Genomic DNA, 25,954 nt, shown 5'->3' on the forward strand with positions numbered 1-25,954 from the left:
TTCAACGCACCTTACTTAAAATATTATTTAGATAAATTTTTCACTGCTTCTTTTAAGAATGCTGTTTTACTCCAAGCAGTACCACCTTGTGCCATTGGATCCACAACGTTTACAAATACTTTCTTTTCTTTCGCAGCATTCATACTTTGCCAAATTGGATTACTTTCAATTTCTTCTAGCACTTTCGGGTTTTTATTTTCAGTTGTTTCATATTGTAAGAAAATATAATCCGGGTTAAGTTCAGCAAGTTTTTCAAATGAAATCTTCTCTTGTGCTTTTACAGTTTTTAATTGTTCTGGAGCAGTTAGCCCAAGATCTTTATAAATTACAGGGTTGAAGTATACTCCTTCTGGATATAGGAATAATTCGTTTGCCCTTAGTCTAATAACAAGTACTTTTTTGTCTTTTAACTTATCTCCTAGTTTTGCTTTTGCTTTTTCAGCGTCCGCATTGTAATCTTTAATAATTTTTTCCGCTTTATCTTTTTTGCCAGTTAATTCTCCCATTAACTTTAAGTTATCTTCCCAATTTGTTGAAACATGTGATACCGGGAATGTAGGAGCTACTTTCGTAAATTTTTCAGCTGTTTCTGCTGGGAATTTCGTACTTGATGTAATAACATCTGGCTTTAATTGAAGTAATGTTTCGAAATTTGGTTCCATTTTCTCACCAACAGATTTTGCACCCTCTAAATCTTTCTCAAGATACTTCGGTAATTTACCACCAACAGTAATTGCACCTACTGGCTTAATACCAAGTACCGCCGCATCTTCCATTGACTCTAAACTAGCTGTCGCAATTTTATCTACTTTTGCTGGCACTGTATATTCTTTACCTAAATATGTAATTTTTCGTTTTTCGTCTTTTTTCGTCTCACTAGCCTTTGTCTGTTGTGTTTTTTCTCCTGAAGTTTTATCTGCACTATTACATGCTACTAGCCCTACGCTTAAAACTGTAACCATCCCTAATGTAAATAACTTCTTATTCATCTTTATACATCTCCTCTCGAATTTTCAAAACTATATTCTCAATAAAATTTAACTATATGAAACTTGTCTTACATATATTTCATTAGATTAATAATTCTATCCAGAACTCATTCGCGTTCACTTCCCCTAAGCTATAATTCTTTTATACCTCATCCATTGATAATTATTTTCATTGATAATGATTATCGTTACTAAGTATATATTTAATACGCATTTATTTCAAGAAAGATTTGAAAAATTTTAACAAAATGAATAAAAAAGAAGTATCCGCCTAATGTTAGGGGGATACTTCTTTTTTTAGAAATTTATATGTAATTCAACTGGGCCATGGTCTGATTCCATTACTTCACTATTAATTTTCGCCTCTGTTATTTTGTCTTTCATTCTTTCGGAAACAACAAAATAATCTAAACGCCATCCAATATTTTCACCTTTGTAATCTTGCTCTTACATTTGTGAATACATACATACGCACTTTATTCAGGTTATACTAATTTCAGAGGTGATGTTCTTTGTACAATGAAGGAGTTACGTTAACAAATGAGCATTGGCAAGCGATTATTCATAATGATTCTTCCTATGATAGCAAGTTCTTTTATGCTGTGAAATCAACCGGAATCTTTTGCAGGCCATCATGCAAATCAAGAATACCGAATAAAAACAATGTACGAATTTTTCATCATGCAGAGCAAGCGTTAAGTGAAAATTTTCGCCCGTGCAAACGTTGTAAACCAAATGGGCTCACTTTACCTAATGAAGAGTGGGTAGAACAAATTAAAAAGTATATCGAAAAACACTTTGATGAATTATTAACTCTCGACATACTTGCGGAAATGTGCCATGGTAGCTTATTTCATTTACAACGCACTTTCAAAAAAACGACAGGAATAAGTCCTATAGAATATATACAACAGTTCAGAATTGTTAAAGCGGCAGAACAACTATTACAAACAAATCAATCCATTAAAGAAATTAGTAATGCTGTTGGGATAGAAAACCCAGAATATTTCACAACTTTATTCAAAAAGAAAACAGGATTTATGCCTACTGCATATCGAAAAAAGAATGAAATGAAAGAGGGTTACAATAATGAATTCCTACAAAAATGATTATATATATTGGACGCTACTTACACATGAAAATTGGCAATTTCATATTGCTGCAACTGAAAATGGACTATGTTTCATTGGATCACAAGATGAGACCTTTGAAGAATTAAATATATGGGCTAGAAAAAAGCTTCCCCAACATATATTGATCCATAGTCCAGATTACTTACAAGTATATACAAAAGAAATTATCGAGTATTTAGAAAACAAGCGAGAAACTTTTGCATTTCCTATCGATGCTTACGGAACTGAATTTCAATTATCTGTTTGGAATACAGTACGTGAAATTCCTTATGGGAAAACATATTCTTACACAGAAATTGCCGAAAGAATTCAAAAATCTAAAGCGGTGCGTGCCGTTGCTACTGCTATTGCAGCTAACCCACTTCTTATTACGATTCCTTGCCATCGTGTTATTGGAAAGAATGGGAAACTAACTGGCTTTAGAGGGGGATTAGAAATGAAGAAAGAATTGCTTACATTAGAAAAGTCGCAGGTAGAATTCTTATGACAGCAGAATATAGTAACGCATTAACTTTAGCAGTGCCAACAGAATTTAGTTTCCAAGAAAATTTACGCTATCTATCACGTTCTAACAATGAATGTATGTTTCACATTGAAGACAACAAAATTTATAAAGTTATCTCTGTTCACGATGTAAATCCTTTAGTTGCAATTAGTATGAATACAGATGGGCATATTCAAATACGTTTTTTAGAAGAATTATATACATCTGAAGAATCGATACACGAAGCTGTAGCTAACTATGTGAAGGATTGGTTTGATTTAACTACTGATTTAGCTCCCTTTTATACATTGGCTAAACATGATGTACTCCTTCAAAGACCAATTGAACAATATTATGGACTTCGTACTTTAGGTATTCCAGACTTATTTGAAGCACTTTCCTGGGGAATTATCGGTCAGCAAATTAACCTCACATATGCTTATACGCTAAAAAGAAGATTAGTCGAACACTTTGGAAATTATGTAGAATGGAACGATAGAAAACATTGGATATTCCCTTCTCCTGAAACGATTGCCAATTTACATGTAGAGGATCTCAAAAACTTAAAAATGACGACTAGAAAATGTGAATATTTAATCGGTATTGCAAAGCTTATTACAGAAGGAAAACTATCAAAAGAATCTTTACTGCAAATACAAGATGTGAAACAAGCTGAAAAACAATTAACCGCTATACATGGTATAGGACCGTGGACTGCCAACTATGTTTTAATGCGCTGTTTACGCTTTCCTTCTGCCTTTCCAATTGACGATGTTGGCTTGCACAATGCAATTAAATATATAACAGGTTCCGAAAGTAAACCGACTAAACAGGAAATAAAAGATTTTGCGGCAAATTGGATGAACTGGGAATCTTACGCAACTTTTTATTTGTGGCGAGTATTATACTAAAAAACCAAGTAGCACATCTGCATTACTTGGTTCTTTTTTTAAGCTTGTTCTTCAAATCGTCTTGCAATCTCTACAATAACTTGAACAGCTTTTTCCATAACATCTACCGAAACATACTCGAATTTACCGTGATAGTTTTCACCACCTGTGAAAATATTCGGCGTTGGTAATCCCATATATGATAACTGTGATCCATCTGTCCCGCCGCGAATCGGATGAATGTTTGGTTCGATATTTAAACTTTTCATTGCCTCATATGCAATATCAACAATTTCTCTCACTGGTTCAATCTTTTCAAGCATGTTATAGTATTGATCATTCATTTCTAAAACGACTGCATCTTGTCCATACTTCTCTTGCATTTGCTTCACAATATTTTCAACGTTATGTTTACGCGCTTCAAAATTTTCACGATCAAAATCTCGAATAATATAATACGCTTTACTTTGCTCAACATCACCATTTAAAGAAAGTAAATGATAGAATCCTTCATAGCCCTCAGTATATTCCGGCGCCTCTTCTACTGGTAAATACCCATTAAACTCCATAGCAAGTTTAGTTGCGTTACGCATTTTATTTTTCGCTGTTCCAGGATGTGTATTCGTTCCGTTAAACGTTAACTTAGCACCTGCAGCATTAAAGCTTTCATATTCTAAACCACCTAATGGACCTCCATCCATCGTATAAGCGAATGATGCACCAAACGCTTCTACATCAAAATGTGCTGGGCCACGGCCAATTTCTTCATCCGGCGTAAATGCAACTCTTATTTTTCCATGCTTAATTTGTGGATTATGTACTAAATAGTTCATTGCAACCATAATTTCTGTCGAACCAGCTTTATCATCTGCTCCAAGAAGTGTCGTACCATCCGTTGTAATAATCGTATGACCTTTATAAGATGGTAGCTCTGGGAACTGCTCTGGTGTTAACACAACATTTAGCTCTTCATTTAACGTAATTGCGTTCCCGTCAAAGTTTTCATGAATTTGCGGTTTTACATTTTTCCCTGTAAAATCTGTCGCCGTATCTAAATGTGCTAAAAAGCCAATTACAGGAACATCCTTATCCGTATTAGCAGGAAGTGTTGCCATTACATAACCGTTATCATCCATCGTCACTTCTGTTAACCCAATTTCTTTTAGCTCTTCCACTAATAACTTACCAAATTCAATTTGTCCAGGTGTTGTTGGCACTGTATGACTTTCTTCATTTGATTGCGTATCAATTTTTACATATCTCGTAAATCTTTCAATAAGTTCTTGTTTCAAACTCGTTCACTCCCTTTTATATTTCTTTCTCTATTATAATCCTTGAGACGAAATATTTTAACTTTTTTGACTGTGAATACATATATTTCATTTGCATTTTAGCTATTTTAAATACCAGCGGAAAAGTCGTAATATTTGTACATTAAAACTCTCACATGTAATATACATAATTATACAATATGGGAGGTTTTAAAAATGAGGCTAACTCTCTTTCGCTATTTTCTTTTTTTCTTAGGATTAATTTTTTTCGGCCTTGGAAATGCTCTTGCAGTAAAAGTTAAATTTCTCGGTTTACATCCTTGGGAAGTTTTAAACATGGCTCTCTACCAAAGGTTTGGATGGACCATTGGTACGTGGAGTGTCGTATGTGGATTATGTCTCGTTCTCATTTCTTTACTAGTAGATCGAAAATACATAAATGTAGGAACATTTTTAAATGCACTACTTATCGGTCCGATTATGGACTTTTTCTTACAATCAAATATTCTTCCAAACGCTAGTGATTATTTATGGTTAAACTTACTCATTTTATTTTCTGGCATTGCCATTACAGGTATCGGGGGAGGTATGTATGTTGCGGCTGGAATCGGCGCTGGACCTCGTGATGGATTCATGCTTACTATTTCCGACAAAACCGGTCTATCTATTAGCCGTGCTAGAATCATAGTAGAATGCGTTGTACTAGTTATTGGATTTATGCTCGGTGGCCCTGTTTTTGTCGTAACTTTTCTATACACTTTTATTCAAAGTCCAATCTTCCAGCAATCATTTAAAATGTTTCAAACACTCCTACATACTTTACAAAACAAAAACAAAGAGCAAATTAATAAAAATTTATAAAACACAACTTAATACAAATAAATTCACCCTATTTACGGCTCTCACCGCAAATAGGGCGTTTCTTTTTCATCTCACAATTTAAGAATATATGCTACTCATTCACAATAAAAGTATATACATCATTATAAATACAACCATTCACCCTAATAACGTACTTCCCAGGTTTACTAAAACGAATTGTGTATTTGTTTAGCTGAATTGCTTCTTTATCTCCAGAAAGAACATCAATGCTTCTGCCACTTAATACATATAATTCATTTAGATTCATCGATACATCAATTGCATTGAAATTCTCCTCTTTCATTTGCTGTACTTCCGCAGCGCTTACACTTGGTTCTAAAAACAGTAATCCACTTAATCCAATCGTCCCCGCTAAAGCAACTCCCGCAAACTTTTTAATTTGTTTCATTACAATGACCTCCTTATAGATTTTGCGTAAAGGTGATGTCCCCCTTACACCACAAAGCTATATGTAATGAAATAAAAAGTAAACGAGGACAGTAAGACAAAATTCTACATCTTTTTCTCCTATTGAATATAAATCCAACGTTTGGAGTTTTGTCACATTTAAAATTGTTTACTTAAACCAACTTTCAATTATATTATTCAGAAACTGAATAATTACTTATTGATTTAACATTCTAAAAATAGTTGATAAAAATACTTTCTATTCAAATAAGAAGATTTTGCTATAAAAGTAACTTTTACAATAAAGCCCATACAACCAATTTTATTCTGCTTTCCATAATCTCTCTACATTCATTAATTGTTCTTCTTTCAACTCCATCTTATATATATCTGGTTTTGACGTATTCATTAAAAATTCGAAACTATATTGCTTATCAAAATAATTCATCATGAGTGTCATGACAAGCCCATGTGTACCAATTACAATTTTTTGTCCTTGAAAATCCATTAAGATTTCTTTTAATACTTTCACTACCCTTCTTTGGCAATCCGCATATGACTCTCCTTCCGTTCGTGCAAAGTCCGGATTAGAGAACATCTTCTTTACAAGTGGATACACTTCTTTATCTGATATAATCCGGTCTTCACTTGCAAACCTACATTCTTTGAGATTTTCATATATTAATATTTCTTTTTCATAGAAATCGGCTGTTTTTTCTATCGTTAATACCGCTCTCTTATACGGACTTGAAATGAAAGTATCGATTCCCTCTGTTTTTAATATTTCTGTTACTCTATGAGCGTCTAAGCTTCCCTTTTCAGTTAATCCACGTGTTCTTTCACCCCCTTCTAATTTTGGTGATTCACCGTGCCTAACCATATAAATATATGTATTCATACTTCCCCCTCGAAAATATTAATTCATTCATCTTTTATAAACTTTGCTGATTTGTCCGTTTAATCCATTCTCCTACTAAACTCTCGAACAATTCAGGTTGTTCAATTTGTAAATTATGCCCTGCCATATCTAACACCGCTAATGTCGCTCTTGGATAATCATCAATAATTTCTATAATATCTTGATAACCTACGGATATATCTTGCCTTCCAGCTAGTAAAAGAACAGGTTTCTCATATTTCATATGATGAAAATTCATAGTAAGAGAGTAATTTTTTTGCAACCTTTCAATAAACTCATAATTAGCAATATCTAGTCCCGGCTTAATCTCCTCTTTAAATCTCGTATATGTATATTCATTCGCGACCACTGCTAACTCGCAAAATTCTTCTCTATCAGTTGAAGTAAGCTTATTTAAAAACTCCTTATCTTGTACAATTACCTGTTTATTCGGGCGGATCCTTTTTTCTTGCTCCGCTACAACAACAGGACATACTAATAGTAATCCATTAACTCTTTCAAACAGCTTTGTGAGTATACCTCGAGCTAAATATCCGCCATAGGACTCCCCTACTAATAAAAAGTTTTTGGCTGGAATAATTTTTTCAATACATGCAATTAACAGTTCTAACATATGATCTGAACTATTTATCCAATCTGGAGCATTCGATTTCCCCATGCCAGGTAAATCAATATATATTCTTTGGTAACCTTTATATTTTTCGAATACTGATTCCATGCACCTCTGCATTAACCTATGATCAGGTGCACAGCCATGTATAATAATGACTGGTTTTCCTTCGCCAATAATTTCATAATATATTTCTGCATCCTTAATCCGGCATATCATAAAAAAGTCCCCCTAGTGTTCTATTCATGTTTACAGGCATCCCTCTCACCCCCATAGGAATACACGTTCTTATTTTATAACTTTTCAGAACATAATTTCAAATTTTATTTTTCAGATTTAAAATAAAAAAGCCTTCCATGAGTGTATCCCCTCAAAAGAAAGCTCTCTTACATATATTTCCTCCCACTTGAACTTCAAGCATAATTACACATTATTCTTCTAATTTCATCAACACAATTCTCCAGCCATCTGGATCCTCTATCGTTATCCCCTTATCTTTCCAATATGGGTTCTCTGGTTCGACTTCATCATATCCCAATGCGTGCAACCTTTTACTCACCTTTTTCATTTCACTATCTTCATGCATATAAAATACGAGTAAATTATCTTTTGTCGGAGCTGGACATGGGCTCCCATCTATATGTCTTGTAAATTCTAAATGATACTCTTCATCTGGGAGTCCAAACATGACCCCATCATAGCCTTCATGATCATAGAATTCACCTATACGTTTTAAGCCCAATCCTTTTTCATAGAATTCTATCACCTTTTCAAACTGATCAGTTGGACGTGCTATTCGAAACTTTACCCAGTTCTTCATGCTCTTCCTCCTATACTAGAGATTTCATACATACTTACGTATTATTGTATATACGCAACATCTTTTTGAAATCCCTCATTCGTATGAGAATAGATGCATACAAAAGTTTAGTTTATACTTTATAACATTCAATTTTATATAAAATTGAATGTTATACCCTTATGCAATTATACATATTCACTTGCGAACCACTAAAAAACCTTTAAAATTCAAAGGATGACTAAATATACAATTTCCATTTAAAATCTTGATGTAATACATACTATCAAACGCCATGTTTTTTTAATTTTAAGAAGTATTAAACTCTTCATCACTTTCCTTATACGCATGATTTTTATAAGGAAATCTGATACAATTCTTAAATAATATTATTATGTATAGATATTACGAATATAGTGCATAATTAAAGAAGGTGATTTTATTGAAATTAAATAAAAATTTACAACTATGTATATTAATTGCGACATTAATATGCTATTCAATCTATTTTATGTTTTTCTATCTGTTCCCTACTCATTTTTCAAATTCAGATGTACGCTTCGCTTCACTTATTGTTGAATCTATTACATTTGTATCACTCATTTACTCTATATATTCTAAAAAAGTCAGTTCAAATCCGTTTTGGATATGTATCACAATAGCAATTGGTAGTTTTTTATTAGGAAAAATAGTATATACATATCAAGATAGCTTCTTCGAAATTCCAATACATCATTTTACAATTTCTGATGTATTTTACATGTTTTTTCTACTCTTTTGTCTTATCGCTTTCTGCTATAAAATCTTAAAAGAATGCGATAAATGGGAAAAAGCGTTCTTTATTTGTGATATATGCATAGTACTTACTTCCATATTCACATTGGAGTGGTATTTATTTAATCAACCAAATTTAAATATATTCTCTCTTTCACTAGGAGATGTTTTCCTTTCATTTCTATATCCAATTGCTGATTTATTATTTCTTCTACTAGGTGTTAGTCTCTTTTTCCGTCCAACAATTTTTAATTCCAAACGGAAAATTTATATCTTTATTTTTGTATTAATAAGTTCTGCAACTTTTAACTATATTTATTTTTACCTAAATAATCATTTATCAACTGAAACGATAACATTATTACGTCTTTTATATAGAATACCTATATTACTTATTGCAATAGCTGGATCTATTTCAGAAGATCATAATAGCCATAAAAATTATTTCATTGTTAACCCTATAATAGGAAAGAAGGCTTTAGTTGTATTTCCTTATCTTGCCGTTGCAATACTAATCGGGTTTACGTTAAAAGAACAAACAGCATCTTCCACTCTCATTACGGGAAATTGTATTACTTTTATTTTCGTACTCATTCGTCATTCTATTGTACGTATGCAAAACAATTCCCTAACCAAACGTTTACAAGTATTTAATGCCCAATTAGAAGAAAAAGTTACATTACGGACTTCAGATTTAGTTCATAAATCAGAGGCTCTATCTCAAAAGCAACAAAAATTCAAATCATTATATGAATATCACCCTGATCCTATTTTTACAATTGATTTAAATGGTGTATTCTTAAATGTAAATAAAGCTGGAAGTATACTACTTGGAGCACCAACGAACGAGTTACTTGGTGAAACATGTTTTTCAATTATTTTAGATGAAGATAAACATAAACTAGCATGTGCATTAGAAAAAGTGAAACAACAAGAATCGGCATCCTTACAACTTAGTTCTCAATATAAAGATGGCTTTACTTATTTTTTATACGTTACTATCGTCCCTATCATGGTAGATGGACAAATTTTAGGAAGCTATATTATGGTGAAAGATATTACTGCACTAAAAAAACAACAAGAAGAAATAAAATATTTAGCATTCCATGATACTGTAACGAAAATTGGGAACCGTGCCTTTTTCCATAAGAAATTAAAAAGAATTATAAAAAATGCTAAAACGACAGAAAGCGAGTTTGCATTATTATATTTGGACTTAGATCGCTTTAAAGCAATTAACGATACACTTGGACATTCGGCAGGGGATTACATATTAGAAGAAGTAGCGAAGCGATTCCAATCCTGTCTTCCATCACATACTCATCTGTCAAGAATCGGTGGTGATGAGTTTACAGTCTTAATTGAAAACTATACTGATGAAGATTCTTTATTCGAGTTATGCAACCAGTTATTTGAATGCATGGAAAAATCGTTTGTCATACATGAACATACATTAAGTTTATCACTAAGTATTGGCATCGCTATTTATCCATATTCCGGAATCGATACCGCTACACTTCTGAAAAACGCTAATGTTGCAATGTATGATGCGAAAGCAAAAGAACTTAATTCTGTCTCTATTTATGATGACGTAATTGCAAACAAAATTGAAAGACGATTACGATTAGAAAAAGATTTACCAAATGCAATTCAAAATGAAGAATTGTTCCTTTTATATCAACCTCAAGTTGATAGCGAATCTAACGACATTATCGGTGCTGAAGCTTTAATCAGGTGGAATCATCCTGAATTAGGTATTATTTCTCCATACGAGTTTATTCCGATTGCAGAAGAAACACTACAAATCATTCCAATAGGAAAATGGACATTACAACAAGCATGTCAACAAATGAAACGTTGGCATACACTCGGATATTCTCATTTAAAAATAGGCGTAAATTTATCTGCTAAAGAATTTGAACAAGAAGATTTTGTAAAGTCTATTTCTGCTACATTAACAAATACAGGTTTACCAGCAAGTTCTCTTGATCTTGAATTAACAGAACGAATTGCAATGATGGATGAGCGAGAAACGTTAATAAAACTGCGTACACTAAAGAGTTTAGGCGTTCACATTTCAATTGACGACTTTGGTACAGGTTATTCTTCGCTAGCTTATTTACCTTTATATCCAATCGATACGTTAAAAATCCCGAGAGAATTTATTACAATGTCTGAAACATGTGACGATGGAATGGAAATTATTAAAACGATCATCACATTAGCAAATACATTAGGAATGTCAGTTATCGCTGAAGGTGTAGAAACGAAAGAACACGTGCGTTTCCTTCAAAAAAATAATTGTCAATTTATTCAAGGCTACTACTACAGCAAGCCTATTCATGCTGATTCATTTTCTACTCTTCTCAAAAAAGGTGTTCATTCTCTGTAGCGTAAATACATACAAGAAAAGGAAAGAAGAGACGGACTCTTTTTTCCTTTTTTGTACTTTGCAATTTTTCATTTCCTTCACATATCATTTATGTAAGTAGTTACTAATATATTTATGATAACAGACTTGAATAGGAGGGATTTACATGCAACACGAAAATCCAAATCATAAACTTTCCAAAAACATTCCTCTATCCCTCTTCTCAATAAAAAACGAGCTAAAACAAAAATGCATCAACGTAAATAACTTCCTTTCTCCCCTTTCGAACGAAGAAAAAGTATTCATACATACAATTAAAGAAAGAACAAAATTATTGAATCAAAATAATGTTACAAGAACTCGTGCTTACTATCAATTTTACAAAAGATATCCTGAAATACATTGGGCATTACTTGGACATATGGTATCGCGGAACGGCGGTTGGAATATGACCGATTTAAAGGGGGATTTATATACGAAATTGTTATCTAATAACGATCAATTTACTTTCTTTTCTTTTTTAGAACGGGGTAATTGGCTTATCTTTCAAGATGTGTATCCACAATTTTTATTATATGAACAGAGTGTTAAAAAAAATAAAAATCTTTTTCATCTCCTCCCTCACCTCAATGTGTCAACATTTATGGAAACGATGTGGAACTTTTTTTGGAAAACTGGAAACAAACAAATATTAACGATTGCGACTATTATTAATGAACAAAACTACTTAGAAAAAAGAGTGATTCAAAATAAATACTTCAAAAAAAATGTACTAAATAGTATTGGATTTAAACTTTTTGATTTCTTTCAATTTAATCATATTCTCTTCCCTTTCTCTGAAGAAAATACTGTACAAAAAACAATATTAATTGGTGATACAATGAAACATTTCACTTCCTTACACGAACGAATTTTGCTCGGAAAACGATTATATACATTATTGTTTCATGATGAACACGTTTTAGCTCGTATACTACAATGGGCTGACACTCATCCACATACTGGATCACGAAAAGATTATTGGCCACATTTATTTTCAAGTGTGAATGAATCCTTTTCAAGAGAGTTTTATAAACGAAGAATAAAGAAATGCCAATTAAAAAGTGATGCCCACCGTATATATAGCCCTGCACTTATGTATGTATGGAAAAATATGAAACATGAAGAAACAGAACATGAAGATTGGTTTAACGACTGGCAAGTCATACATTATTTAACCGATAAGGAGGAAAGGATACATGGACAAATTACAGAAGACTACTGTAAAACACTCGAAAAAATTGAGTTGGCAATTCTTGCAAAGAAAAACGTCCTCCTTCGAGAAGAAGAATAACCTTTTCGCATTAGTTATTACAATCTTATTCTCTTCTATTATCGGAACTTGCTTAGATGCTTTCTTTGTTGCGAAACAAATGTATTCCTTTCCGGTTAGACCATTCTCATCCATATTTTCAGTTAACATTGGTTTTACTTTGTTTGTACTACCGATTTTAACGACGATTTTCATACAAATTTCCAAAACATTATCTACAATTTCTAGAAGTCTATTTATTATTTCACTAGGTATTTGTGCTAGCATTTTTGAACAGATTGCTGAAAGATTTGGTTTCTTTATTCATAGTTTGGATTGGAATCATACATATTCTTTATTTGGCTATATGATTTTCTTTTCTTTTATTTGGAAAGTATATTATTTCATAATTAATAAAAAAGAGTACTAAAAGGCTAGCAAACCTTTTCGTACTCTTTTTTATTATGTTTCATATATTTATTACGCATATAATTCGGATAACTCAATTATTTTATTAACAATACTTTGTTCATCTATTTTTAAACATGTGGATGCATAACCCAATAATACTTCATGACTCCCAACACAAATGCTTTCCTTAGCGTGTAGAAACATTGATAAATCGTTCGAATCATTACCAAACACTACGAATTCTCTCTCTTTTATACCCAATCGTTGTAACCCTACCCATTTATCAATATTCTCAGGGCTTATATCCACGATCCCTTCATTATCATGTTCATAAATACGTATAGGAAGTTCTGTTAACATATTCATAATATATTCTTTTTGAACATGGTCAGGAAATAATACCACCTTAACTACTTCCTTAATTTCATCAATATGTACATTATTAGCCAATTGATTAGGATCTATGTTTTTGTAGATAGGATGATTCTCGCTTCCTGTATAAGAATAATTCCAATGACTATCTATCAAATATGAAAGGCTATGTTTCTTTATTATTGAATGTATAGCACTTACCGTTCCTGGATCAAAAGTTATAACTTCAATAGTGTCCTTTCCCTTTGCAATAAATGCCCCATTCCCACCAATCATTGAATAATGATGCATATGATTTGGTAGCACCGGTAATAAGTCCCTAATCGGTCTAGCTGATGCAAATATAACCTCATGCCCTTTACTTTGACATACGTCTAGCGCGTGAATTATCCCTTTCGTTACTGCGTTCCCTTTAAAACAAATAGTACCATCAATATCAAAAATAAATTTCATATACATCACTCCTTTCTTTTTAATGTATATGAATTATTTTATAATAGAAAGGACAGATGTCCCAAAAGGAGAAACATTATGCAAAATATTGTAGATAATACCTTATTATTAAGCTACTTAAATAACGAGTACATAAAAAAGCTATTCCAACAATTCAATCATCCATTTAAGATCCTTAGATATGAAGCGAAAGAAACTGTACTACACGAAGGCGAAATGATTGATGGCCTATATATTCAAATGTCAGGTCGTACAAAAATAACTTCAAGTGTAATTACAGGTAAAGCATTATTACTAAGATTTTGTTCTGCCGTTTCTATCATGGGAGATATTGAATTAATTCAGTCCGTAAACATACAATCTCATGTAACCTCCGAACAACAGACGGATTTTCTTTTTATTGATAAAAATTATGTAACAAGTTACTTATTACAAGATGTAATCTTCCTTCAAGAACTCATTCATCACGTCACTTATAAACTACAAACCTGCACAACAGCTTCACGTATCAATTTACTAGCTTCTGTGGAAACACGCTTTGCTAGTTATTTATGTACAGCCCGAAATCCATCTAATTTATTTGGGCGCGAAATTCATACTAAAGATCATCATGAAATAGCCTCATTAATCGGGACAACTACCCGTCATCTTAATCGAGTCATTGAAAAACTAATAGCTAACAATATCATGCATAAAAATAATAAACAAATTGTTGTTGACGATTGGAAAGCTATTGATACCCTTTCAAATGGACTACGATATGAATAAAAATTTAATAATTATATAACCCACTTTAATAAAGAGACCGTTTTTATAACGATCTCTTTTTAAGCATAATCTTCAGTTATTGCTAATGATGTAGGATTTTGAAGGCGTTTTGAACGCAAACGATAGGCAACGATTTTCTTTTTATATTGCTTTATTACATCAACATGTTCCTCATGACTATACAGAGAAAATCGAACCTCTTTATTCCCTTTCTTCGTGTTAATAACGATTGGTGTTCCTTCCCCGTGCGGCGGAAAATAATGTTTATCTAAAAATAGAGCTTCGTTAAATTCATGAATAACTTGTAGTTTCGTTTCCCCCTCTATATTTTTTCCGTCTATCAATATAGTGGTATTCTCTTCCTCAAGTTTTTGATGCAATTCAAATCTACTAATAATTGATTCTACAACAGAAGTCGGCATACTAGAAACTAGTACTTTAATCGCACCAAAAATAAATAATGTAACTATAAACCATGTTGTCATTTTCATCATCTCCATTACATTTTAAAATATAAATTTCGTTCCATACGGTATAATTATACTAATAAGTATTCCGGTTACAATCATCGTCACCGAACCGATCGTCGCTTCTTTCTCGCCTTCCTTCACAAGACGACTTACCCCGATAATATGTGATGAGCAGCCCATTCCCACTCCTTTTCCAATTGTACTCGTTATACGGAAAAACTTAAGTACTGTTGGTCCAATAATAGCACCTGTGATTCCTGCAACAACTACAAAACTAGAAGTCATAGACCAACTAAGCTAAATATATATATCACGCATACTTGAAGTAAAAGTGTCACGTACTTCATTTCTTCTCCTCTTTTCACTATCTCACATCCATGTTATGAAATCTCATTTAACGTATCAGCAAACCGTGCAATTCCAAGTTGAATTTGTTCTATATTCACTCTCCCAAAAGTAAAACGAATATATTCACTTTTAGTACCTAAAACACTTCCCGGAACAAACGCTACACCATTTCGTATAGATTCGCCTAATAAATGATATTCATCAAACGTTCCTTGCACTTTGCACCATAAATGTATTCCACCCTCTGGAACAAAAAATTCAACCTGATCCCCTAATATTTCTTTAAGCTTTCTAATTAACGCATCTCTTCTTTCTTTCAATTGTCCACGAAGCATTGTAATATGTGCATGAAAATCTTCTGATTCTAAAAATTGATTTGCCACCCACTGTGTAAATACACTATGGCCAAAATCAACTTGCTGCTTCGCATCCGCTAAACGCTCTATTACACGCGTAGGGCCAATTACCCAGCCAATACGTAATCCTGATGCAACAATTTTTGATAGTGAACTTATATAAAGAACATTCCCGTTTTGATCCATTGATTTTAATGTTGGATTCACTTCACCATTAAATGAAGTTAAACTATACGGATCATCTTCTACAATCGGTATGCCAAATTCAGAAGACAGTTCTAAAATCTTTTTACGTCTTGCCAATGAAAGCACGGTTCCAGTTGGATTTTGATAATCCGGATTTAAAAATACCATACGAATACGATGCTTTTTATGCAAATCAATTAAGTCATCTGGATTCATTCCATGCTGATCAACAGGTAAATGGAATATTTTTAAGCCAGCTGATTTAAATATCGGCAGTGAAAAACAATACGAAGGGTCCTCAATTGCAATCGCATCACCAGGTTTTAATAAGCATTGAACGATAAGATTAAGTGCCTGTTGTGCTCCAGATGTAATAAGGATAGAATTCGAATCTGCTTCAATTTGTTTATATTGCTGAACATGTGCTGCAATTGTTTTTCTCAACATTTCATTTCCAAGTGGATGGTCATAACCGAGGTTTTCCATAAATGTTTTCTCCGACAAAATCGTTCGGAATCTATCACTCGGAATTAATTCTGGTGACAATTCACCACTCGCTAAATTAATTAAGTCGTTTTTTTGTGTTTCCGTTCGAATTTGTTGAACGAGTGGTACATTAGGTAAGAATGAACCATCCTCGACGTACCTACCCCAGTTTGGTATTCGTTTATGCGAAACACCCCATATATCTGTATTCACCCGCGTTCCGCTTCCTTTTTGCCGTTCTACTACTCCAAGTGATTTTAATTCTTCATATGCAGCTACTATCGTACTCCTATTCACTTGTAATTCTTTTGCTAACATACGCTCAGAAGGTAACTTACTGTCAGAAGGAAACTCACCTGAAGAAATACCCCTTTCAATATAACCCGCTATTTGTTTATATACAGGCGTCTTATCTGCACGATTTGGTTTCCATTCCATATAGTTGCCTCCTTTCAAAACGAACTATCCTCAATTTATTACTAACAGTATTCACCGTAAAAATAGTATTAATTAGTCACATTTTCTCATCCAAAAATGGATATATTAAAATAGCTCCGTCTCTAATTACTCGATAGCTTCTGAAATTCCAGCTTCATGCTCTCGTTGCAGTTCGGTTACAAACTATCAAATTATTACCGCATACCATGTTACCCCTAGCAGTAGAACAAAAAGAAGGACAATATAGATGGCAGATAAATTTTTCACATTTCTCTTTGTGGACTTGCCGTAATTCTCCTCTACATTTCGTGCAACTAGCACGGTCCCAAACAGTGATACAATTACAATAATAACGACTAGTGAAATCGCAAAGCTCATTGTATTTTCACCTCTCTAAGGCCAGTCTATTTTTATTAAGAACTTCCTCTTTAAAACGTTGATAACATACTACCTTTCTTCTCTTATCATAATAGATGTTTGCAAAAAACGGACCAACCACTTTTATATTTTTTTGCTCATCCACTTTAAAAATAAAAAGCAACTGAACACTTATGATCAGTTGCTTTTTCCCAGGATTATTTATGCCAATTTTCATTTGAAATTAATTCGATTTAAAAGTTTAGTCTTTTCATAATGAAACATCGATTGAGATAACTCGAAAATTGTTCCATTTACAAGATACACTGTATTTTCAATAAGAAGCGACGTATTTTATCGCTTCTTATCCTCATCATCTTTATTCTTTTATAAGTGACTTATTCGCTCTTATAACTTCTTGATACAGCAGTGGTGACCACTTTTCATTTATATAGTCTTGAATAATCCAGCCTACTCTTGTAGGGTTCTTTTGTTTTATATAGTTTGCAATTTCAGGATTTATATAAGAGGCATAGTAATATGGACTATTCCATGCTGTACCACCAGAAGACAAGCTTGTAAAATTAATATATAGATGATTTAAATCCTCACTATCGTTCATCGTTTCATTTATCGTATCTTTAATAGATTTTACTTTCTCATCATAACTCACTTTATATTTATCTTGTACTGTTACATGTACATTTTGATTTACAGTTGTGGTAAACGTCTCATTATCTGGCCAATAGAAATTATTATATCCTCCAGATTCATTACTACCACCATATCTTTTTAGTAGTACAATTTTCCCACGAGCATCTCCCAATTTTATATTTCCTTCTGTTTTTAAAAAGATAGGATCCACAAAATAACTTTTTTCAAACGTATTACTAAAGGAACTTTCTGCTCCTTTCATATCCTCATACTCTTTTTTTAAAGACATAATAATCGTTTCGCTTGGGTTATCTTTTAAAAATTGTTTCGCTTCGTTTATGAATTCATGCAGTGTTACATAAAGATACAATGGCCCATGATGAAGGACTATCGTATTATCATCTGTTAAACGTCCTCTTATATCAAAAATACGAGCTCCATGATCCATTTGGTAACGAAAATCATATTCTTGCGTCATTCCCCATACTTGCTTTATTGGATTTTGTAATTTGAACGTCCCGCTATCATGTGTTCCTGGAATTGAAATTCGTGCTAATGGGATATTATCAGGTATAGGTTGCATCCACTTTGACCAATTTTCAAACTCATTAACAGAGCTTGTTGCAACTACTTGCTTATCATGTAAAGCAAATACAAATGTGATAAATATCGTACTACATATGAATAATTTCAAAATAAATTTCTTACTGCTCATTATTATTCCTCCTTTTTCTGTTTTATATCAAACTTATTGAATATAATATAATCTGGTGAGTAAAAAATAAATAACATTTCATAAATATGAAATATTACATAGAAGTAAAGTTAAAAAATCATTCACATATCCTAAATTAGAAAAATTTAAAGGAACTTCACCTGAAGTTCCTTTCGTTTACTTTATATTCAATACATATGAACCATCTTTATTCTCATACTTATAGACGTATAAATAATATTTACCTGGCTTTGCATTATAAGTACCTTTAACTACATTTCCTTCGTTTTCACCATATGCTACATAGTTATTTAAATCTGATTCATGATGAAGCACCCATGTCATCCCAATGTTTTGTTCATTTAATAGAGAAATAGTAATATTTTCTGACGAGTCAATTTGGAAAGTAAATACATCTACTCTATCACTATTATGTAGTGTCCCTTTCATCGGTGTATGAAAGTTAACTTTATTTGCCTGTATACGTTCATTATTTGGTTCATTTTCTGTTACTGGTAACTCATTTCCACCGTTTGGTTTTCTTTGTCCATACCCTAAGTTTACTAGTATAGACTTCAAATCTGGTAAAACACCAATTCTATCTGAATATGGATCTTTAGATTTTGTTCCTGTATTCTGGTTGCTTAATATTGCTCTTAGTTCACTCGGTCTATATGGTTGTCCTAAGTTTTCTTTAGCAATGCTTTGTACTAAAGTCGCTGCTCCGGCAATAATAGGTGACGCACTCGACGTGCCACTAAAGCTAGATGTATAAAGATTTACAGCACTTCGACTTTGCTCAGCTGTAGTTGTATCTACGTTTTCTCCCCAACCATACACATCAATACGGCTTCCATAATTCGAAAACCACATACGTTCATGAGGGAAAGATGAAGAGCCCGCTCCTACCATAATTGCACCTGAATCTTTAAAATCTTTACTATTACGATTTAAAATTTGTTTACCATTTCTATCTTTAAATTGATCTAAATCATTCCAACCATTCGCTCCAGCTTCTATAATGACAACACCTTTATCTGTACCAGCACGAATTGCATCAAAGATATCTGGTTGTACCTCAACAGGTAAATATTTATCACCATACCCATCAAAGGAAGCTTGTGCCTCTAATAATAAAACATCCCCAGCTTCTAACTGATTTATAGCACTTAATATTGCATCAGCTGTATTATACTGTCCGTTATCTCTTATTTGAGAAATCACCTTTGCTTTCGCTTTTGGCGCAATCCCAATATTCCCAACTTCATTGTCCTCAGAGGATACAATTCCTAGTACAGACGTCCCATGACCGACATGTTGATCTATATTTCTTCCAGACATTAATTCAATATTTTGATGTACTAAATCCTCATGATTTAATAACCATCCATATTCCATATCAACAAAGGTTACATCACTTCCATTACCGCCTCGGACTCCCCAGGCGAAAGGCGCATTAATACCAGATGGTGCTGCTTCAAGATAACCTTGTTTTTCATATCTAGGATTGTTATTAGGATTAAACGATACACTTAATGGCTGTACTTCCGGTGGTGTTATTTTTTCTTGTTTCTTTATATACACATCTTCTATTAAAGAAGATGTCTTTAACTTATCTACTAGTTCTTCCTCTTGCCCACCATGTTGAGTTTGAAGAATATAGTAGTTTAATAAACTTGTAGATACATTATTAGGTGCTTTCACTTCAAGGTTTTGTATTTGTTCCGGGCTTACAGATGTGAATAAACGAGTAAATGTTACATCTGGGTATTCTGCCAAAAGATCTTCTATTACTTTATCGTTCGTTTGAGATTGTATTTGTTTTTCAATACCATCTTCATATGGAAATTTCAAATCCGCTTTAAATTTTACAATGATTTGCTTATCTGTTTCTTGTTCTATTCCTAATTTACTCTGCTGTTCTATAGAATCAGCATGTACACTATTGACAGTGCCTCCTATTCCTAAAAGTGTTGTAATAATTACAGTTGACGTACACATTTTTTGAAATATTTTCATTACATCAATCCTCCTATTAACAATAATTAATCACTATATTAATCTATAATGATTTTATTTATATAACATATTCCCTTTCTACTAAATAGATTATAGTAATCAGCAATATGAACTTCAATGTATTTTCATATGCAATATTTCATATTCGGACTCTACACTAAATAAATAAGAAACTTATAATGATTATTTATTTTATATGTGCTAATATACTTACATTGAAATATTATATGTAGACATTTTAAGCTACATTACTTAACCGTTTTACCTTATTTTTCCTAGGAGGATTTACAATGAAATTATTAAAAATAAAACATATAATCCCTTTATCTGCAGCTGCAATTACATTCGTATGTAGTCACAGTACAGCTGAAGCTTCTACCATTCATACAGTAAAAAAGAATGATACACTTTGGGGCATTAGTAAACAATACGGAGTTTCAATACAATCCATTAAACAGGCTAATAATAAAGGAAACGATCAAACTTTCATTGGCGAACAGTTACATATCCCGAGTTCCGTCAACTCAAATGAAATCACTGTTCACCAAAACGCCAAGCCTGCGAACATTTCTGGACAAATTATTTATCAGGTACAACCGGGAGATTCATTAGAAACGATAGCACAGCGTTACAATGTTACCGTTCAATCTATAAAACAAATGAACAACACAATCGAAAACAAGCTTTATACAGGACAACATTTAAAAATCAACTCAAGTATTTCAGAAAAAGAAAAAGACTTAATGGCACGCTTAGTTACCGCTGAAGCAGGTGGCGAATCATATAAAGGAAAAGTAGCAGTAGCTAAAGTTATACTAAACCGTGTAAACGCAAAAGGTTTTCCAAATACAATAACAGGCGTTATTTATGAACCTATTAAATACGGATATGCATTTACTCCTGTTACAGATGGAAGAATTAATCAGCCTGCAAGCGCAGAAGCAAAAATGGCTGTAGAAGAGGCTATCTCCACAAATGGAATACATTCTGATTGGCTTTATTTCTATAACCCGAAAACATCAACAGACAAGTGGATTACGACACGTCAAACAGTAGCAGTAATTGGTAACCACGTCTTCGCTAAATAACATTTAAAATCATTAACAGACCTCTTCACTTAAAAGGTCTGTTTTTTTGTATGTAAGAATTTATTTATCATGTGATATAGTGGTCTTTAAAAACTATTTCTTCTTTTAAATAAAGACACTTGTATTTACTTCATCACTCTAAGAAATTAAAAAAGCATCAAGTTCAAAAACTCCCCTTTATTAATAAAATTTATTTCTTACCTTCATAAAATTGTTATACACTAGAAAAATAAAAAACAAACTATTCGTTAGCAGGTGAAAGAATATGTATGATGTTACAATTATCGGCGCTGGAGTAAGTAGCATTTTTCTGGCTTATTCACTAGTTAAAAGTAACAAAAAAGTTTTAATTCTTGATAAAGGTAAAGCGCTAGGAGCTCGCCATTGTCCTTTAGACGAAGGAAAAGCGTGTAATTGTACTACATGTGATAAATATTTCGGATTTGCTGGTTTAGGAAAATCTGAAGGGAAATTTAATTATACAAACGGATTTGGTGGAGAACTTGAGCAAAAAGTTGGTAAAGAGGGCTTTATACAACTTATGGCTGAAGTAGATGAAATTCTATGTCAGTTCGGAGGAAATTCAGTTTCAAAATATTCTACAGAAAATCCAAATCTCAATAAGAGAGCTGCATCGTGTGGTTTACAAATGCTAACAACAGAAGTACGGCATCTTGGTACTACCCTTTCAAATGAAATTTTTCAGCAACTCTACGAATTTTTACTTACGAAAATAAATATACAATTTCATATAGATGTACAACATATTATGAAACAGAAAGATCATTTTACTATAGATACAAATGAAGGAACATTTCAATCTAGGCAACTAGTATTTGCAACTGGGCGTTCCGGAGCAGATTGGTTAAAGGAGATGTGCACTTCTCTACATATTTCTCAGGAACAAACTCGTGTAGATTTAGGTATCAGGGTAGAGATGAAAGAACACCAATTACGTTCTATATTAAAAGATACATTTGAGACTAAACTTTCTTATGAGCATGAAGATTTCACAGCGACTACATACTGTATGAATCCAAAAGGACGCATTATTAGAAAGTACGAAGAAGGTTTAGTTATGCCTGACGGTCAAAATTTTCGAGAGAAAGGAACTGGTACACCTAACTTAAACTTCACTTTATTTATCCCGCGCTATTTTCCAACTCTCAAAGAAGCAAATGTATATGCAAGTTCAATTATTAAAAACATTAACCAAGGACGAGATCGGATTGTTATACAGCGCTTAGAGGACTTACTAAATAAACAGCCTACAATAGCGAACGACATGAAATATAACCGTATACAACCTACGCTACAAGGAGATTATGGAGATTTGAATACAGAAATTCCTCCATTATATATTGAAGGACTTAAAGAATTTTTATTACGATTAGAACAATTCATCCAAGAACCAATCGATACAGATACTTTATTATATGGAATTGACGGAAAATTTTATGCTCCTACGATAAAACTCAATAATCATTTTGAAACGAGTATAAATGGCCTATTTTTAGTTGGGGATTGTTCAGGCGTCACTCATTCATTATCTCAAGCTGCTGCAAGTGGGTTATATGTTGGAAAATATTTATCTCACATTTAATTTCCTTCATTCAGATTGCAATTAAATATTTTAACTTCCATAGTAATAGCTTACTATTTCCCCACAAAAAATCAGGGTTTTATGAGATACATATTTAACATAGCCATTGACATTCAATTCTCACAAATTGAATGTCAACAGTTTTAAAATCCTCTATTCATTTCCATTTTCATTTGTTCGATATTTTGTAACATCATCATAGTGTTTAATATGTTAGGATGTCTATAAGTATTTTTTACTACAACTATGACTTTTTCTGCTCTGTTCTAAAAAATAGATTTACGCTTTAAAATTCCTCATTGTACGTATGTGAATACTTTATATTATTACCTTTAGAAACCATTAACTAAATGGTTCAGTATACTCTAATAGTTATAAAAACATAATATATAACACAAGTTAAATAAATTGCAAAAAAAGGAGTAAAAATGAAAAATAAAATCAATTTACAAATGCAAAATATAAGCTTTGTTTTAATAATTGCTTTAGCAGTATGGTTAAAAACATATCTTATTACAAGGTTCAGTTTTGATTTAAAAATTGAATCTTCTACACAAGAGCTTATTTTGTTTATTAGTCCACTCGCTACATCACTAGCTTTTGTCGGATTAGCATTATTTGCAACCGGTGAAAAAAGAAATTATATCGCGCTATGTATCAACTTCGTATTAACAATCGTACTCGTTGGAAATGTAATGTTCTATGATTTTTATAGCGATTTCGTTACGTTACCAGTACTTGGACAAACATCAAACTTCGGCCAATTAGGCGGCAGTATTATAGAAATATTGAACTACAAAATTATACTCGCATTCGTAGACATTATTTTCTTCTTTATTTTATTGAAGAAAAAATCAATAGTCTTCCAAACAGGACGTGTAACTCATCCGGCACGCTTGTTATATTTTCTTTTAACGATTGGTGTATTTTTTGCTAATCTACATCTTGCAGAAAAAGAGCGACCTGAACTATTAACAAGATCATTTGACCGAGTTATGCTTGTTAAAAATTTAGGACTATACACGCATCAAGTTTATGATTTAACACTGCAAGTAAAAGCAGGATCACAAAAGGCACTTGCTGATAGTAGCAAATTACAAGAAACTGAAAACTACGTGAAGGCAAACCAAAGTGAGCCGAACCCTAATATGTTTGGTGTAGCGAAAGGAAAAAACGTAATTGTTGTCACTCTTGAATCCCTGCAAACCTTTTTAATAGGAGCAACAGTTAACGGACAAGAAGTTACACCATTTTTGAATGAATTCATAAATGAAAGCTATTACTTTGATAACTTTTTCCACCAAACTGGACAAGGAAAAACATCCGATTCTGAATTTCTAATCGATACGTCATTGTATCCATTAAATCGAGGAGCTGTATTCTTCACACACGGTAACAACGATTATACTGCGACTCCAGAAATTCTACGTCAGCAAGGTTATTTCACTTCTGTATTCCATGCGAATAACGCCACATTTTGGAATCGTAACATTATGTACTCTGCTCTCGGTTATGATCGTTACTATAATGAACTTGATTACAAAATTACGCCCGAAACAAATTTAAATTGGGGCTTAAAAGATATCGAATACTTTGATCAATCAGTAGATATATTAAAAACTGTTGATCAACCATTTTACGCTCGTTTTCTTACTTTAACGAACCATTATCCATTTACGTATGATGAAGATACACAATTCATTGAACCATATAACTCTGGTAATGGCGTATTTGATCGTTATATTGTAACAGCACGTTACTTAGACGAATCAATAAAAAAATTTATTGAGCGTTTAAAAGCTGAGGGAATGTATGATGATTCTATTATTGTTTTATATGGTGATCATTATGGCATTTCTGAAAAACATAATCGCGCGATGGCACAGTTTTTAGAAAAAGATCAAATAACAGAATTTGATACTTTAAATTTACAACACACACCTTTATATATTCATATCCCTGGACAAACAGAAGGTCGAACGATTTCAAAGCCTACGGGACAAATCGATATGAAACCTACTATTCTCAATTTATTAGGAATTGATACTACAAACGATATTCGTTTTGGCCATGATATGTTTTCGGATGAATATGCCGGTTTTGTTGTTTTACGTGATGGTAGCTTCATTACAGACAAGTATGCATACAAAAACAATACTTTCTATGACCGCATAACAGGTGAAATTGTAGACTTACCAAAAGAAGAAGCAGAAGCACTCATTAAACGTGCACAAAATGAATTACGAATGTCTGACAAAATTATTGAAGGCGATTTATTACGTTTCTCAGAAAGTAATAAAATTAAAACTGGTGAAGTACAAACTAAAATTAAAGAGACTGAAAAATAATCTTAATATGAAAAGGGAGCAACTCGTTATAGTTGCTCCCTTTTATTCTCCTATAATACATGATGCAGTTTCATATATTTCA

General features: G+C 32.7%; 23 protein-coding genes and 3 pseudogenes. 11 read left to right on the forward strand and 15 right to left on the reverse strand.

Features of this window, described 5'->3' with window-relative positions:
• Window positions 1-23: 23 nt before the first annotated feature.
• Together MR083_RS05940 and MR083_RS05945 are read right to left on the reverse strand one after the other, a co-directional pair.
• On the reverse strand, window positions 24-989 hold the full coding sequence (locus tag MR083_RS05940; protein ID WP_001035516.1) for an iron-hydroxamate ABC transporter substrate-binding protein: 966 nt from the start codon (window positions 987-989) through the stop codon (window positions 24-26).
• Between the two features lie 297 nt (window positions 990-1,286).
• Window positions 1,287-1,424, reverse strand: a pseudogene (locus MR083_RS05945) (exodeoxyribonuclease III); the annotation flags it as partial.
• Window positions 1,425-1,501: 77 nt separating this feature from the next.
• Here MR083_RS05945 and MR083_RS05950 point away from each other — a divergent pair.
• Genes MR083_RS05950 through MR083_RS05960 form a run of 3 tightly spaced genes read left to right on the forward strand, consistent with a single transcriptional unit; the run spans window position 1,502 to window position 3,517 of the window.
• Window positions 1,502-2,098 (forward strand): bifunctional transcriptional activator/DNA repair enzyme AdaA, encoded by a 597-nt coding sequence (locus tag MR083_RS05950; RefSeq protein ID WP_242268728.1) that lies wholly within the window; start codon window positions 1,502-1,504, stop codon window positions 2,096-2,098.
• Window positions 2,079-2,609, forward strand: a complete 531-nt coding sequence (locus MR083_RS05955) for a methylated-DNA--[protein]-cysteine S-methyltransferase (protein ID WP_001089810.1) — start codon at window positions 2,079-2,081, stop codon at window positions 2,607-2,609. The genes MR083_RS05950 and MR083_RS05955 overlap by 20 nt, the downstream gene beginning before the upstream one ends.
• Window positions 2,606-3,517 (forward strand): DNA-3-methyladenine glycosylase family protein, encoded by a 912-nt coding sequence (locus tag MR083_RS05960; protein WP_000123529.1) that lies wholly within the window; start codon window positions 2,606-2,608, stop codon window positions 3,515-3,517. The genes MR083_RS05955 and MR083_RS05960 overlap by 4 nt, the downstream gene beginning before the upstream one ends.
• Before the next feature lie 38 nt (window positions 3,518-3,555).
• On the opposite strand, the gene pepT is transcribed toward MR083_RS05960, so the two are convergent.
• Entirely contained in the window at window positions 3,556-4,788 is a 1,233-nt protein-coding gene (pepT, locus tag MR083_RS05965; protein ID WP_242268730.1) for a peptidase T, read from the reverse strand.
• Between the two features lie 195 nt (window positions 4,789-4,983).
• Here pepT and MR083_RS05970 point away from each other — a divergent pair, with 195 nt between their 5' ends.
• A complete protein-coding gene (locus MR083_RS05970; protein WP_001241271.1) occupies window positions 4,984-5,628 on the forward strand; it encodes a YczE/YyaS/YitT family protein in 645 nt (214 codons plus the stop codon).
• Between the two features lie 91 nt (window positions 5,629-5,719).
• Here the strand turns inward: MR083_RS05970 and MR083_RS05975 are convergent, their stop codons facing one another.
• The 4 genes from MR083_RS05975 to MR083_RS05990 all read right to left on the reverse strand — a co-directional run bounded on the left by MR083_RS05975 (window position 5,720) and on the right by MR083_RS05990 (window position 8,385).
• A complete protein-coding gene (locus MR083_RS05975; RefSeq protein WP_000809489.1) occupies window positions 5,720-6,037 on the reverse strand; it encodes a hypothetical protein in 318 nt (105 codons plus the stop codon).
• A 321-nt stretch (window positions 6,038-6,358) separates the two neighbouring features.
• Window positions 6,359-6,934, reverse strand: a complete 576-nt coding sequence (locus tag MR083_RS05980; RefSeq protein WP_001099564.1) for a histidine phosphatase family protein — start codon at window positions 6,932-6,934, stop codon at window positions 6,359-6,361.
• Window positions 6,935-6,968: 34 nt separating this feature from the next.
• Entirely contained in the window at window positions 6,969-7,784 is an 816-nt protein-coding gene (locus MR083_RS05985) for an alpha/beta fold hydrolase (protein ID WP_000563088.1), read from the reverse strand.
• A gap of 211 nt (window positions 7,785-7,995) precedes the next feature.
• The gene (locus MR083_RS05990; RefSeq protein WP_000800657.1) at window positions 7,996-8,385 is read right to left on the reverse strand and encodes a VOC family protein; all 390 of its coding nucleotides are present in this window, start codon (window positions 8,383-8,385) and stop codon (window positions 7,996-7,998) included.
• 421 nt (window positions 8,386-8,806) lie between these two features.
• Between MR083_RS05990 and MR083_RS05995 the strand changes: the two genes are divergently transcribed.
• The 3 genes from MR083_RS05995 to MR083_RS06005 all read left to right on the forward strand — a co-directional run bounded on the left by MR083_RS05995 (window position 8,807) and on the right by MR083_RS06005 (window position 13,230).
• On the forward strand, window positions 8,807-11,530 hold the full coding sequence (locus MR083_RS05995) for a bifunctional diguanylate cyclase/phosphodiesterase (RefSeq protein ID WP_000773530.1): 2,724 nt from the start codon (window positions 8,807-8,809) through the stop codon (window positions 11,528-11,530).
• A gap of 145 nt (window positions 11,531-11,675) precedes the next feature.
• Window positions 11,676-12,842: a DUF2515 domain-containing protein gene (locus tag MR083_RS06000; protein WP_242268731.1), complete on the forward strand. Its 1,167-nt coding sequence runs from the start codon at window positions 11,676-11,678 to the stop codon at window positions 12,840-12,842.
• Complete coding sequence (locus MR083_RS06005) at window positions 12,805-13,230, forward strand: CBO0543 family protein (protein ID WP_001189175.1); 426 nt, start codon at window positions 12,805-12,807, stop codon at window positions 13,228-13,230. Before MR083_RS06000 ends, MR083_RS06005 begins: the two co-directional genes overlap by 38 nt.
• A 50-nt stretch (window positions 13,231-13,280) precedes the next feature.
• On the opposite strand, the gene MR083_RS06010 is transcribed toward MR083_RS06005, so the two are convergent.
• Window positions 13,281-14,036 (reverse strand): HAD-IIB family hydrolase, encoded by a 756-nt coding sequence (locus MR083_RS06010; protein ID WP_000668600.1) that lies wholly within the window; start codon window positions 14,034-14,036, stop codon window positions 13,281-13,283.
• 78 nt (window positions 14,037-14,114) lie between these two features.
• Between MR083_RS06010 and MR083_RS06015 the strand changes: the two genes are divergently transcribed.
• Entirely contained in the window at window positions 14,115-14,804 is a 690-nt protein-coding gene (locus MR083_RS06015; RefSeq protein ID WP_001179788.1) for a Crp/Fnr family transcriptional regulator, read from the forward strand.
• A gap of 59 nt (window positions 14,805-14,863) precedes the next feature.
• Here MR083_RS06015 and MR083_RS06020 read toward each other — a convergent pair whose 3' ends face one another.
• The 7 genes and pseudogenes from MR083_RS06020 to MR083_RS06055 form a co-directional block, all read right to left on the reverse strand.
• Window positions 14,864-15,289 carry a YfmQ family protein gene (locus MR083_RS06020; protein ID WP_000214612.1) on the reverse strand — a complete coding sequence of 142 codons (426 nt, stop codon included), beginning with the start codon at window positions 15,287-15,289 and terminating at the stop codon, window positions 14,864-14,866.
• A 21-nt stretch (window positions 15,290-15,310) separates the two neighbouring features.
• A pseudogene (locus MR083_RS06025) lies at window positions 15,311-15,562 on the reverse strand (LrgB family protein); the annotation flags it as partial.
• A 92-nt stretch (window positions 15,563-15,654) separates the two neighbouring features.
• Window positions 15,655-17,088, reverse strand: coding sequence for a MocR-like pyridoxine biosynthesis transcription factor PdxR (pdxR, locus tag MR083_RS06035; RefSeq protein WP_000454988.1), 1,434 nt, complete (start codon window positions 17,086-17,088; stop codon window positions 15,655-15,657).
• A gap of 186 nt (window positions 17,089-17,274) precedes the next feature.
• Window positions 17,275-17,466, reverse strand: a complete 192-nt coding sequence (locus tag MR083_RS06040) for a hypothetical protein (RefSeq protein ID WP_000006463.1) — start codon at window positions 17,464-17,466, stop codon at window positions 17,275-17,277.
• A 213-nt stretch (window positions 17,467-17,679) separates the two neighbouring features.
• Window positions 17,680-17,793, reverse strand: a pseudogene (locus tag MR083_RS06045) (GntR family transcriptional regulator); the annotation flags it as partial.
• Between the two features lie 31 nt (window positions 17,794-17,824).
• Window positions 17,825-18,814, reverse strand: coding sequence for a phosphatidylinositol diacylglycerol-lyase (gene plcA / locus MR083_RS06050; protein ID WP_000095609.1), 990 nt, complete (start codon window positions 18,812-18,814; stop codon window positions 17,825-17,827).
• A gap of 177 nt (window positions 18,815-18,991) precedes the next feature.
• Window positions 18,992-20,833 carry a S8 family peptidase gene (locus tag MR083_RS06055; protein ID WP_046647921.1) on the reverse strand — a complete coding sequence of 614 codons (1,842 nt, stop codon included), beginning with the start codon at window positions 20,831-20,833 and terminating at the stop codon, window positions 18,992-18,994.
• Window positions 20,834-21,123: 290 nt separating this feature from the next.
• On the opposite strand from MR083_RS06055, the gene MR083_RS06060 reads away from it, so the two are divergent.
• The 3 genes from MR083_RS06060 to MR083_RS06070 all read left to right on the forward strand — a co-directional run bounded on the left by MR083_RS06060 (window position 21,124) and on the right by MR083_RS06070 (window position 25,872).
• The gene (locus MR083_RS06060) at window positions 21,124-21,921 is read left to right on the forward strand and encodes a cell wall hydrolase (RefSeq protein ID WP_000770999.1); all 798 of its coding nucleotides are present in this window, start codon (window positions 21,124-21,126) and stop codon (window positions 21,919-21,921) included.
• Between the two features lie 265 nt (window positions 21,922-22,186).
• Window positions 22,187-23,524, forward strand: a complete 1,338-nt coding sequence (locus tag MR083_RS06065) for an NAD(P)/FAD-dependent oxidoreductase (RefSeq protein WP_000272375.1) — start codon at window positions 22,187-22,189, stop codon at window positions 23,522-23,524.
• A gap of 428 nt (window positions 23,525-23,952) precedes the next feature.
• Window positions 23,953-25,872 carry an LTA synthase family protein gene (locus tag MR083_RS06070; protein ID WP_242268733.1) on the forward strand — a complete coding sequence of 640 codons (1,920 nt, stop codon included), beginning with the start codon at window positions 23,953-23,955 and terminating at the stop codon, window positions 25,870-25,872.
• The last annotated feature ends 82 nt before the right edge of the window (window positions 25,873-25,954 follow it).

It is taken from the genome of Bacillus cereus group sp. BfR-BA-01408, from assembly GCF_022663305.1.
Classification (GTDB): domain Bacteria; phylum Bacillota; class Bacilli; order Bacillales; family Bacillaceae_G; genus Bacillus_A; species Bacillus_A pacificus.